The following is a 12,489-nucleotide window of genomic DNA, read 5'->3' on the forward strand; positions in this document are numbered from 1 at the left end:
CATGAAAACAACAACAAACTCCCTACATTTTTCACTCAGTCTTATCACTTTGGGCATCTGTCACGGTGCCGTGGCCGCCGATCAACCCGTCGATTTGTCCACCAGACCTGCCAGTAACATGGAACTGGCACCCATGATGATTCAGGGTGACGTTCTCGGGACGGCCAGCGATCAGGAGGTGCGTACCTATGCCGGCAGTCGCAGCGTTGTCGACTCCAGCGAACAGAAAAAAGCCAGCGTCCGCGGTGTGGACGACGCGCTGCAACGGGTACCGGGCATCAAGATCTTTGACGAAACCGGCACCGGCGCCTTGCCACAGATATCGGTACGCGGGCTGTACGAGAGTCGTAGTGGCCGGATTCAAGCGTTGTCGGATGGCATTCCACTAGCACTGGCGCCGTACGGCCAGACGGGTCTGTCGCTGTTTCCAGTGACCATGGCCACTGTAGACCGTATTGATGTCGTGCGTGGGGGCGCAGCGGTGCAATACGGTCCGAACAACGTTGGCGGGGTGATCAACTTCATCAGCAAGCCGATTCCGCGCGAGTGGGAAACCACTCTGCAGGAGAAGTTGACGTTCAATGCTGGCGGGCGCCAGTTGTGGGACAACTATGTGGGCACCGGCGGCTACCTGACCGACAACTTCGGCCTGCAACTGGACCTCAATACCCTGGGTGGCGAATACGGGCGCGAGCACTCCGAGACCGATGTGCAGAACTACCGTCTGCGCGGCCAGTGGAACATTGACGACGATCGCGATCTGAGCTTCGGTATCCAGCACTACAAGGCCGATATGGACCTGGCCGGAGCACTCAGCGTGCAGGATTACAAGGATGATCCACGGCAATCGACGCGTCCGCTGGACCGCTTCGAGGGCGACACCAATCGCGTGTGGGGCACCTACACCCAGCGCTTGGGCGCCATGGGGCCGTTCGACTCAGTAGAATACAGCTGGACCAACTTCGCCCACGACAGCTACCGCAACTTCGTAGTCGGTCTGCCGTTCACTCCGGACGGTACGGCGGTGACCAAACAGGACGGCCCACGCGACTTTAAAGTCTGGGGCACGGAGCCGCGCATCAGTGCCACCATCGATGGCGACACGGTTGGCCAGACCTGGTTGCTGGGCACCCGTTATGTCAGCGAAGACATCGACTACAAGGTCAACCGCCAGCGCGTCGCTACCGGCGTGACGAGGCCGTTCCGGGACTGGAAGTTCGATGACGACGCCCGCGCGTTCTACCTCAGCAACGCCATCAGTCTGCTCGATCATCGCCTGGCCATCACCCCCGGCGTGCGCTACGAAAACGCCCGCATGGATTACGCAGACGGCATCACCGGGTTCTCGCGCGAGAACAAATCCGAAGAATGGCTGCCGGGCCTGACGGTGGGTTACCAGGCGACCGACGCCTGGTTTGTCTACGCCAACGCCCAGAAGTCCCTGCGTCCACCGCAAGTCACGCAGATCGTCAAGGAAGGCGATGTCGGCGCCGAACTGGCGTGGAACTACGAGACCGGCGTGCGCTATACGCCATGGGACGGCATGCGCGTCGACTTCAACTTGTACCGCATCGATTTCGACGACCAAATCAGCTACAACGCCACGACTGACCGCTTCAATAACCTTGGCAGCACACGTCACCAAGGTTTCGAGAGCGAGATTTTCTGGACGCCGCAAGCTCTACCTGATCTGGACCTGCACGCCAGCTATGCGTACCTCGATGCCAAGCAACGCAACGGCACATTCAAGGGCAACGAAGTGCCGTACTCCTCGCGCAATCAGTTCACGGTTGACGGTCGTTACCGTTTTGCCGAGCACTGGACCTACAACCTTGACGGCCTGTATGTCAGCAGCGCTTACACCGATGCCGCCAACTCCAGCGATGAAGATGCCACAGCCAGTGTGGGCAAACTGCCAGCTTACTGGGTCTGGAACACCGCCATTGAGCGTGAGTTCGAGCTGGCAGACAAAAGCGTCCTGACCGCGTCCGCGGGCATCAGCAACCTGTTCAACCGCGAATACTACTTCCGCGGTATCGACACCAGCCCGTGGGGTCGTCAACCCGCGCCAGAGCGCTCGCTCACCCTAGGCGTCAACTACCGCTTCTAAACCGCGCACTTGCGCACTTGTAAACCAGTGCCCGATCCTCCGGGACGGGCAACTGCTGCCCCCAGGAAACTGCCATGCAACGCCCATTCGTCATTCTTGCCCACGTCGCCCACCCTGCCATTCTTGAGGGTTTCCTGCCTGCCGCGCACAAACGCGGGTTGCCGATCGTGGTGATCACCGACCACGCTCAGGAACACCGGCGCCTGCTCGCCACCTCGCACATTTCGCCGGATGAGCTGCACGTTATCGAATGTGATGTGTTCAATCCGCTAGCGGTCGTCGAGACACTCAACAGCCAAGGTTTGCGCCCCGCCGCAGTGTTCTCCAACAGCGATCACCTGCAGACCGCGACAGCAATGGTGGCCGAGATATTCGAATGCCCCGGCAAGGACTGGCGACTGTGCTATGCGGCAAAGAACAAGGCGGCCATGCGCGAGCGCATGCAACGTCTCGGCTTGCCCGGCCCATGGTTCCAGGTGATTACATCGAATTCCAAACTGCCGACCGATGCGCCATGGCCGGTGGTCGCCAAGCCTCGTGAAGGCGTCGCCAGCCTGGACGTCAGACTGTGTCACAACGCCGCCGATCTGGCCGTTTACTGCAAACAGTTCTGGCAGCAGCAACCGGACCGGGCGTTGTTGCTGGAGGCGTACATGGAAGGTCCTTTATTCACCCTCGAGACACTGGGCGACGGGCGCAACCTGCAAGCCATCGGTGGCTTCGACGTCACCCTTTCAGCACCGCCGCATTTCGTAGAACTCGCCGCACGCTGGAATGGACAACTCAGCCGCGCGCAGCGCGCCGGCGCGCTAGCTCAAGTGGCCGCGTTCGGGGTCAATTTCGGGGTTTGCCACAGCGAGTTCATTCTGACCGCCCAAGGCCCGGTACTGGTTGAGATCAACTATCGCAGCATCGGCGATGGTCGCGAGTTCCTGCTTGATCGGCTGCTGCCACAGGGTTGGTTCGACCGCATCGTCGCTTTGTATTTGGGAGACAGCCTGATCGACGCGCAACCGGCGCAAGCCGAAGCAACCGTTCATTACCTTGTGGTCGACCGCTCGGGGCGTCTGGATCAGGCCAGCGCCAGCTTCAACGTCGAACGTGAGGGCCATTGGTGCGATTACCGCGCACTTCACAACACCGGCGACACCGTGACCATCAGCCATTCCAACAAGGACTACGTCGGCGTACTGAGACTGATCGCGCCGGATGAGGTGAGCCTCGAAGCGCAACTGAATTCGACTCTGAACGACCTGAAGTGGGTGATGGCATGAGCCTCTATCCGGACGCCGCGGATCAGGCGTTCATTACTCGACGCATCATCGACTGCTGCCTGCGCGAGGACATCCGAGGGATCGTCAGCACAGGACAGATTTGTCGGCTGCCGGAAGAACTGAGTCAACACTTGCAGCATCAGCCCGACGCAAGCTGGCTGCGAATCGCCCATCTGGGCGCCGACGAACTATGGCTGCCGGTGGTCAAGGCGTATCCGTTGCAGGACTGGATCGGTACAGGCGACGCCTGGATCAAAGTGTCGCCGCAAAGCCACGGCGAGGTTCAACACGGCTACGGGCTCTGGCTGGGCCACCTGAGCCACGGTCTGGACGAAGAAAGTCTGACGCTGTTCGCGGCGTACCTGAAAGAAGCGGATTGCGCGACCGAACACCGGACCCTGTGCAATCAAGCGTATCGCCAACATGCGCCCGCGCTGAGCGACGTGACTGACCTGAAGGACTGGTCGCAGAGGCTGCTGAAGATCGATCAACTGGCGAGCTACCTAGATCACCCGTTCTATCCAACGGCGCGGGCCAAAAGCGGCTTCGATGCCGCCGCACTCAAAGGCTACGCGCCGGAATTTGCGCCGCGCTTCGAACTCAACTGGCTGGCGATTCCCAACAACGCCCTGACTCTGACCAGCCCGCAGCCGCCGCACTGGCCAAACTTCGAGGACGTCGGCTTGTCACCGACCTTGCAAAACAGCCATTCATTACTGCCAGTACACCCGCTGACATGGGGCGAACTGGAGCAATACGGCCTGCCTGAAGGAACGCTCAAGGCTCCACGTTCGGCCATGCAGGTCGAACCTACGCTGTCCGTGCGCACGGTGGTCTGCATCAATCAACCTCAGTGGCACATCAAACTACCGTTGTTAGTCAGCACGCTCGGTGCGCGCAATTTGCGCCTGATCAAGCCCAGCACCCTATACGACGGTCACTGGTTCCAGACCACCCTGCAGGCCTTGACCGAGCGCGATCCGGCACTGGCGTCACGTTATCTGCACGTTGACGAAAAACACGGTGGTCATGCCGACGAAAGTCGTCACCTAGCCTATATCGTGCGCCGTTACCCGACGGGTCTTGAGAACACCACACTCGTACCTGTCGCCGCGTTGGCCAGTCCGCTTGCCGATGGACGCCTTTTCCTCGAACAGTTGGCCGAGCGCTTCTACGCAGGTTCGTTGCAACACTGGCTGGACGATTATCTCGATCTGCTGCTGCAGGTCCATCTGCGGTTGTGGCTGCATTACGGCATCGCGCTGGAGGCCAACCAGCAGAACGCCGTATTGATGTTCGAACAAGGTCAGCCATTGCGTCTGCTGATGAAGGACAACGACGCCGCTCGCCTGTGGCATCAGCGCTTCACCCATGCGTGCCCGGATCTCGCTGATCTGCCGGCAGTCTTGCAGGACGAGCGCATTCGCGTCGACAGCAGCCAACCGTTGGCCGAGATGTTCTGCACCATCACCTTGCAGCTGAATATTGTTGCGATCCTAGAAGCGATAGCGACCGCAGGCCTGGCCTCTCGATCCGGTCTGTACGGCACGCTGCGTCAGCGTCTCAAGACCTGTCTGCAACATCTCGAAGCAGAAGGCATCGACTGTGACGACGCGCGTCAATGGCTGCTCGACAGCCCGAAACTGCCGGTGAAATACCTGCTCAGCGCCGGCAGCCTGTTCAGCAAAGCGCATTCCGGTGCTAGCGACATCAACAAGTTCTATGGCTACAGCGCGGCGAATTTCCTGCTGGAGGATGCTCCATGCAACGGAGTCTGATCACCAGCGTTCTGCTGGGGCATTACCTGTCGGCTTTCACGGCGCTGGGTATTCCGTTGTACTTGCCGCGCATCCTCGCCGACCTCGCACCTGACACACCAGGCTGGGCCATCGGGGTGCTGTTCGTACTGCCGACACTATGCACCGCACTGGCGGCGCCGATCTGGGGACGCTGGGCCGATCGCAACGGTTGTCGCTTGTCGTTGCTGCGTGCGCATGCCGGACTGTTCGCGGGCTTCCTGCTGGCAGGCTTCAGCCCCAATCTGCCGGTGTTCGTCCTGGCATTGATCATCCAGGGCACCTTCGGCGGCGCGATGGCGGCGTCCAACGCCTACCTGTCGACTCAGTTCAAGGAAGGCGATCTGTCCCGCGCCCTGAACTGGACGCAGTATTCGGCGCGCCTGGCGATGATCAGCGGCCCGATCCTGTTGGGGCTGCTGACCGCGCAAGGCATGGGATTGAGCCTGTATCGCTATCTGGCCTGGTTACCGCTGCTGGCCTTCGTACTCATCCTGCCGCTGCCCAAGGACGCCCCCAAGCATGTCTTGGACAGCAAAAAAGCAGAGGCATTGGGCGACCTGCCGGAAGACATGCCGCGGCTAATGGCGGTGCAGTTTCTGTTCAGCTTCGCGATGGTCGTCACCTTTCCTTACTTCATGCCCTTCGGCGAGCAGCTGGGAATTGGCAGCGATGCCATGATCGGCGTGCTCTACAGCCTGCCGCATCTGGTTTACCTGCTGGCCCTGCCCTGGGTTCAGAAGCATCAGGGCAACCTGCTATTGCCGGGGCTGGCACTGCTGGTAATCAGTAACGCGTTGCAATTCTGGAGTGTGCAGGCCGAATCCCTGTTCATTCTGCGTCTGCTCAGCGGAGCCGGCATGCTGCTCAGTTTTGTCGGGCTGCACCGCTGCCTGAGCCAGCGCAGCCGAAAAGGCAGCGCCGGTCGCCTGTTCGGCTGGTTCGACTCCAGTGGCAAATGGGCCGGTACCGCCGCTGGTGTCGCAGCCGCTCTGGTCAGTCAGACCTTCGGCATTGCGTCCCCCTTTCTCGTTGCGTGCCTAGCGGCCATGACGGCCATGGTACTCGCGCGCCCTCTATTGATGACCTCCCGGGAGATTCCGGCATGACGCTCGCTATCAATACCGTATCGTTGAACACCGTATCCCAGCATGACCATGCCCTCGATGGCGAAGCCCAGCGACATGCCATCGAGTGCCTGCTCAATTGCTATCTGCGCGAATACGCATTGCCCCGCAACGAAGCGAACCTGAACGATCAAGCACAGGATCTGCCGATGAGCCTGCGCCAGGCCAATGGCCGTTGCATCAGCATTCGCCTACCCAGTGGCCGCTTGGTCGTACGCATCGACCGCGCCAGTCTTCTGGGCCGCTGCCACTACATCAGCGCCCCCTATTTCAAAGGCAATAACCAGAGCTGGCGACCGTTGAACGCCCACGAACTGGCGCGCCTGCTCTGTACCCCGCTGAGTGGAGCCGACCGCGTCGGCGAGATGCTGCAACAGATCGGCAACAGCCTGCAGATCACCCGCACCTTTCTGCGGCATTCACGCCCGGCCAACCAAGCAGCCGACAGCCTGCTGGCGTCCGAGCAACATCAACTGTGGGGCCATGCCCTGCATCCGACACCGAAAAGTCGCGAGGGCATCTCCCGTGACGATTTGCTGGCCTGCTCGCCGGAAGTTGGGGCGCGCTTTCAGTTGCACTGGTTCAAGGTTGATCCGACGCTGATTCGTCATCAGGGCGAAGATCCGCGCAGCACGCTGCGCCAACTGTCGGGGCGCGAGGACGCCTATCCGTGCCACCCCTGGGAAGTCGCCCGCGTGCTTGCCAACCCGCTGGTGCAATGGGCGCAGCAACAGGGTTTGATCACCTACCTCGGCCCCCTGGGTCAGGCCATGTACCCGACGTCGTCGGTGCGCACGCTCTACCATCCGCAGATGGCCTACTTCATGAAGTTCTCGATGCACGTGCGCCTGACCAACTGCGTACGCAAGAACGCTTGGTATGAACTCGACAGCGCCGTCGCCCTCACTCGCCTGCTCGGCCCCATCATGAGCGAGTTGGCGACGCAACAACCGGGCTTTATGTTGATGCCCGAACCCTGCGCCACCAGCCTGGACCTCAGTGCCCTGGGTACGCTGGAGGAGGCCCGCGAAGTCACCGAATGTTTCGGTATCGTTTACCGGGAAAACCTTCCCGTCGCCGAACGCGAGCGTTATCAGCCGCAAGTGGCAATGGCGCTGTTTACCTGGGATCAACAAAGTCGCAGTGTCTGCCACCCACAGGTACAGCGCTACGCCGACAATACCGGCTTGACCATTGAGCAAGCCACGCTGAACTGGCTGGATGCCTATGCCAGTCAGATGCTCGGCGGTGTGCTGTATTGCCTGTTCCGTCAGGGCGTGGCGCTGGAGCCGCATTTGCAGAACACGGTCATCGGCTTCGCTGAAAACGGCCTGCCCAGTCAGGTCTGGATTCGCGATCTAGAAGGTACCAAGCTGGTTCCTGAAATCTGGCCCCCTGAACGCCTGAGTGCGCTGGATGAACGTACCCGCAGCTCGGTGTACTACAGCGCGCAAAAGGCCTGGCAACGAGTGGGCTACTGCGCACTGGTGAACAATCTCGGCGAAGCGATCTTCCATCTGGCCAACGGCAGCGGCGCGCTGGAACAACAATTGTGGGACCGAATCGGCGACCTGCTGCACGCGCAATCCACGCGTCTGGGCCATCCGACTGAACTGCGTGAGTTGTGCGCCGGCGCGCCCTTCCCAAGCAAGGAAAACTTCATGACGCGCCTGATGATGCGCGCCGACCGCGAGGCCGGTTACACCTTACTGCCCAGCCCGCTGACGATGACTGAAAAGAGGAAACAAGCATGAACCTTCCTGCCTCCGTCACCCGACGCATCGAGCAGCTCAAGACTGAACACGACGCGCCATTGTGCGCCTACGTCTACGATCTGCCTGCCCTTGAACGGCACGTAAAGGCAATGCGTCAGGTACTGCCCGAAAACTGCGAATTGTTCTACGCCGCCAAGGCCAACCCGGAAGCCCTGGTGCTGAAAACCCTGGCGCCGTGGGTGGACGGTTTCGAGGCTGCCTCCGGCGGCGAGCTGACGTGGCTACATGAACAGTGCCCCGACCAGCCGCTGATCTTTGGTGGCCCCGGCAAACTCGATCGCGAACTGAATATCGCCCTGCAGTACCGGATTTCGGCGTTTCACGTGGAGAGCGTGACCGAACTGCGAAGTCTGGCGAGCATCGCCCGCGAACGCGGAGTGCGGGCTCCGGTGATGCTGCGGCTGAATCTGAAGCTGGCCCAGACACCGCAGAGCCGATTGGTCATGGGTGGCAAACCCACGCCGTTCGGTCTGGATGAAGAAGGCCTTGCAAGCGCCCTGCAATTGCTGCGCGAAGAGCCGTCCCTAGAGCTCAAGGGACTGCATTTTCATCTGTTGTCGCACCAGTTGGATGTCGACGCACACCTTGAATTGATTCGCAGCTACTTCCTGACCTTCCGCCAGATATGCGCCAACTACGACCTGCAACTGCCGCTACTGAACGTCGGCGGAGGGATGGGCATCAACTATCAGGACGCGGCGCAGTCGTTCGACTGGCCACGGTTTTGTCAGGGCCTGAAGGGGTTGATCGATGAGTACGACATGGGCGCGACGCGCATGCGTTTCGAGATCGGCCGTTTCATCAGCGCAGCATGTGGCTACTACATCATGCAGGTGCTGGACATCAAAAGCAGCCACGGCGAGTTTTTTGCCATCGGACGCGGCGGTACTCATCACTTTCGCACGCCTGCGGCTCAAGGCCACGACCATCCGTTCACCGTACTGCGAGGCACTCAGCCGGCACAAATCAGCGATCAGTCCGTGACGCTGGTGGGTCAGTTATGTACGCCAAAGGACGTCCTTGCCAGACAACAACCGGTGGCGCAGCTAGCGATTGGTGACCTGCTAGTATTCACTCTCGCGGGCGCCTATGCCTGGAACATCTCGCACCAGAACTTCCTGATGCACGAACCACCATTGAAGGTTTTTATCGAGGGCTGATTCCACGCATATCTGTGGTTGCTTGTCCGATGTGTCCTTCAAACTCTTCGGACAGCTTTCATCCTGCTTAACCGAATTTTCAACGGATGGGAAGTGGGTGGTGATAACTCCTTTCGAAGTCCCATAATGAGGTTTCGGCACTTGCCAATGGGGTTGCCGTCTGCCAGCGGACAACATGCCGAGATGACAATCGGGTCATATAATGAGTGGGTCAGAGCAGTTTTGACACTCCCTGTGAACAATAGGGATAAACTCGCGATCTTGCAGTTTGCGTAATTGCACGTAGTTGACCACCCATTTGCATTGCATCTGACCATCTATTTGTATTCAACTTGACCCGCGTGCTCCGTTACATCGGCAGATAAACGAGAAACTGGCCTACGAGATCGCGCTGCTCAAGCGCATCAAAGTTGTCAAGCGCAGCGAGCAATTAAGCCCGGATCAAGCCAGCTTGCTCGACGATTTGATCGATACCGACATCGCTGCTATCGAGGCTGAACTTGAAGCGCTGCAACCGACGTCAACAGGGGGTCATGCCGAGATAAGGGAAAATTAGGACATTTTCTTCGCATGCGGTTGTTCTATAAAGGGGGGGCCGCAGAATTCGGAAAAAATCGTACGCTAAGGGTTTCCGACCTGCCGTAGTGGCCTGAATTTCCCCTCTTCAAGCTTGCGGCTTTGCCGCCAGACGTAATCGCCGGTCAGGTTGATGTGCTCCCAGGGCGATGCGCGAGTTGGCGCAGGTGATGAACATGGCGCGAGGTGCCTGTTCGTGGGCGAGCTTCTTGAACAGGGCAGCCTGCTAAGGATAGACCTCGTCGCGAAACCGCTGGTAGCCCTCGACTATGTTCCGCAGGGCCTCTTCGGCACTTTCACCGTAAGCGCTCCATGAACCCCACATTCAAAGTCACCACCTGTCCCAGACGCGGCCCCCTATTTCTCTACCTGTGGCGCATAAATAGCTCACTTACTATTTTGCTGGCATAAGAATGCCAATGTTTGGCTATTTTAGTGGCACAACAGTGCCAAAGTTTGGTTATTTCAGTGGCACAAAAACGGCGTTTTTCAAGGTAGTTGTCGCGTCAACCGTCTAACTATGCCGCTCTTTTCTCGACCTGCTGTTCCCGATCCGGGTTCAGCAGCACCGTGCCGATCGGCTCCCAGTTTCGTGTCTGTCCAGACCAGCGCTCCGGGCATTTCTCCCGCGCTTGCTCATACAGCTCATGACGCCGAGCCAGGATCTGCTGATCCTGGCCACGGTGCCGTTCGGCCGGTGTCACGAAGCGGATTCGGCTGTGCCGGTGCTCGTGGTTATACCAGCGCATAAAATCCCTTACCCAGGCTCGGGCGGCGTCCAGGCTGGCAAAGCCATTTGTCGGCCATTGCGGGCAGTACTTCAACGTCCGGAACAGTGATTCCGAGTACGGGTTGTCATTGCTTACTCGCGGTCGGCCACGGGACGGCGTGATGCCCAGATCATGCATTTTGCTCAACAGCGTCAGCGATTTCATCGGTGCACCATTGTCCGAGTGCAACACCAGTGGCTCGTGCAAACACTGCTCGCCGATCACGCTACGTTGCAGTAGCGCAGCCGCCTTCTCGCCGCTTTCTTCTTCGTAAACCTCCCAGCCCACGGCCTTGCGGCTGTAAATATCCTCGATCAGGTACAGGTAGTAATACTTGCCACGCACTGGCGAGGGAAGGTACGTAATGTCCCATGACCACACCTGGTTAGGGCCTTTGGCCGCGTGAGTCGTCGGTGCGGCGTGGCGCCTGGGGGGCTGGCTACGACCACGATGCTGTTGTTGACCCGCTGCACGCAGCACTCGATAAAACGTCGCTTCCGACGCCAGATAGCGCTGTTGGTCGGCCAACCTCGGCACGATCTGGCTGGGCGGCAAATGGGCGTACGCCGGGCTGTTGCACAGGCTCATGATCGCTTGTCGTTCGACCTCGCTCAACGCATTGCGTGGCGTGGGCCGTACCGTGGTCGTTCGGGCATCGGCCTGAACAGCCTCGGTTTCGCTCCAGCGCTGCAAGGTTCTGAGCGAGAGACCGACTTCCTGGCATGCCCTGATCTTTCGGGCTCCTGCCACCCGGGCCTCACTCAACCAGGTCACGAGTAACTGCCGTTCCGGCAACGCGGTCAGTCGTCCTCGTTGTCGATCCCCCAGTAATCGTTGAGCTTTTTTCGCAGCACCAGCAACGCGGCGGTTTCAGCCAGCGCCTTGTCTTTGCGGCGCAGTTCGCGCTCAAGTTCCTGAATGCGTTTCTTATCTTTGCGAGACTGCTCTCGGTCTTCTTTTTGCTGGGCTTTTTCCGACTTCTGGCCAGCGATAAACGCTTGTCGCCACGCCGTGATCTGCTCGGGGTAAAGGCCTTTGCGGCGGCAATACTCGCCGAGGTCGATCTCGGACAAGCCGGCCGCTTCAAGGACAACAGCAAACTTGGTTTCGGCTGACCAGTTCTCGGTCAACGGCTTGTTTTCGGACACTGCATTTCCTTCAGAACTGAGCTGCTTGCGCCAGTTGGACAAAGACATTTCGCTGACCCCTTCGCGCCGGGAAACCTCGGCCATCGACAGGTTCAGCGGGGGAAGCAGCATCTTAAGTAATGCGGCTCTGCGTTCAGGTGAATAGTACGGCACGACCAGTCTCTTTCCGCCCCCGATATACTTTTTTAGGAAAAACCGGAGAGGCGACAACTATCCTGACACCGGGGGAAAATGCCAAGGCCGGGTATTTCAGGTGGCACAAAATATGGGCCCTATTTCTGTGGTATTTAAATGCCACATAAATGCCACATAAATACAGAAGTACGCCCTATCTGTGCTCATGTGAGCCATTTTGGACCTGTACCGGGGGTAGGACTATTGTTGTACCGGGGGTAGTATTTTCTGTTTTTACAGGGCTTTGGAGGCCCAAAAAACGTCGCGAATCTATTACGTGCATGGTGGATTTGGCGGTACAGCAAAGGATATCGAAAGGTCTCGATAGCGTACGATCCAACCACCCACGATAGGGTCAGGCTTAACGTCGTATCTCTGGCGAACAGTTCCACGGCAGCAGTGCTTCATAGTCCGCCACCGACTGCGCATGTGGTAACTGTTCCAGTACGTGGCGTAGCCACGTATAAGGCTCTTGGCCGTTGACCTTGGCGGTCTCCACCAAGCTGTAGATCTGAGCACTGGCGGTAGCGCCTTTGGGCGTGTCGCTGAACAGCCACGCCTTACGACCGATAACGAACG

Annotated in this window: 8 protein-coding genes and 2 pseudogenes; 7 read left to right on the forward strand and 3 right to left on the reverse strand. The window is 59.1% G+C overall.

Translation table 11 applies throughout. From position 1 onward, the window contains the following. The first annotated feature begins 1 nt into the window (after nt 1). The 7 genes and pseudogenes from FHL16_RS23520 to FHL16_RS34740 form a co-directional block, all read left to right on the forward strand. On the forward strand, nt 2-2,110 hold the full coding sequence (locus FHL16_RS23520) for a TonB-dependent receptor family protein (RefSeq protein ID WP_077749426.1): 2,109 nt from the start codon (nt 2-4) through the stop codon (nt 2,108-2,110). Nucleotides 2,111-2,184: 74 nt separating this feature from the next. Then, a complete protein-coding gene (locus FHL16_RS23525) occupies nt 2,185-3,384 on the forward strand; it encodes an ATP-grasp domain-containing protein (RefSeq protein ID WP_032861802.1) in 1,200 nt (399 codons plus the stop codon). Further along, on the forward strand, nt 3,381-5,162 hold the full coding sequence (locus FHL16_RS23530; protein ID WP_077749427.1) for an IucA/IucC family protein: 1,782 nt from the start codon (nt 3,381-3,383) through the stop codon (nt 5,160-5,162). The genes FHL16_RS23525 and FHL16_RS23530 overlap by 4 nt, the downstream gene beginning before the upstream one ends. Next, a complete protein-coding gene (locus FHL16_RS23535) occupies nt 5,147-6,289 on the forward strand; it encodes an MFS transporter (protein WP_077749428.1) in 1,143 nt (380 codons plus the stop codon). Before FHL16_RS23530 ends, FHL16_RS23535 begins: the two co-directional genes overlap by 16 nt. Continuing rightward, nucleotides 6,286-8,061: an IucA/IucC family protein gene (locus FHL16_RS23540; RefSeq protein WP_077749429.1), complete on the forward strand. Its 1,776-nt coding sequence runs from the start codon at nt 6,286-6,288 to the stop codon at nt 8,059-8,061. Before FHL16_RS23535 ends, FHL16_RS23540 begins: the two co-directional genes overlap by 4 nt. After that, entirely contained in the window at nt 8,058-9,242 is a 1,185-nt protein-coding gene (locus FHL16_RS23545; protein ID WP_077749430.1) for a type III PLP-dependent enzyme, read from the forward strand. The genes FHL16_RS23540 and FHL16_RS23545 overlap by 4 nt, the downstream gene beginning before the upstream one ends. Before the next feature lie 367 nt (nt 9,243-9,609). Then, nucleotides 9,610-9,756, forward strand: a pseudogene (locus tag FHL16_RS34740) (transposase domain-containing protein); the annotation flags it as partial. Between the two features lie 210 nt (nt 9,757-9,966). Here the strand turns inward: FHL16_RS34740 and FHL16_RS34535 are convergent. From FHL16_RS34535 to FHL16_RS23565, 3 genes and pseudogenes are all read right to left on the reverse strand, one after another. Beyond that, nucleotides 9,967-10,143, reverse strand: a pseudogene (locus FHL16_RS34535) (carbonic anhydrase); the annotation flags it as partial. A gap of 193 nt (nt 10,144-10,336) precedes the next feature. Continuing rightward, nucleotides 10,337-11,889 (reverse strand): IS3 family transposase gene (locus FHL16_RS23560; protein ID WP_138739066.1). Its coding sequence is split into 2 segments (ribosomal slippage): nt 10,337-11,427 and nt 11,427-11,889, totalling 1,554 coding nucleotides; the frame shifts between segments, so codons are not numbered across the junction. Between the two features lie 382 nt (nt 11,890-12,271). Continuing rightward, a partial coding sequence (locus FHL16_RS23565) for a transposase domain-containing protein (protein ID WP_138739067.1) occupies nt 12,272-12,489 on the reverse strand: 218 nt, incomplete at its 5' end.

Source organism: Pseudomonas sp. FSL W5-0299, from assembly GCF_005930655.1.
Lineage (GTDB): Bacteria > Pseudomonadota > Gammaproteobacteria > Pseudomonadales > Pseudomonadaceae > Aquipseudomonas > Aquipseudomonas mandelii.

Bases quoted from the DNA above. Each gene is read 5' to 3' on its own strand.
- FHL16_RS23525 (WP_032861802.1), top strand. From the start codon at position 2,185: ATGCAACGCCCATTCGTCATTCTTGCCCACGTCGCCCACCCTGCCATT.
- FHL16_RS23545 (WP_077749430.1), top strand. From the start codon at position 8,058: ATGAACCTTCCTGCCTCCGTCACCCGACGCATCGAGCAGCTCAAGACT.
- FHL16_RS23520 (WP_077749426.1), top strand. From the start codon at position 2: ATGAAAACAACAACAAACTCCCTACATTTTTCACTCAGTCTTATCACT.
- FHL16_RS23535 (WP_077749428.1), top strand. From the start codon at position 5,147: ATGCAACGGAGTCTGATCACCAGCGTTCTGCTGGGGCATTACCTGTCG.
- FHL16_RS23530 (WP_077749427.1), top strand. From the start codon at position 3,381: ATGAGCCTCTATCCGGACGCCGCGGATCAGGCGTTCATTACTCGACGC.
- FHL16_RS23540 (WP_077749429.1), top strand. From the start codon at position 6,286: ATGACGCTCGCTATCAATACCGTATCGTTGAACACCGTATCCCAGCAT.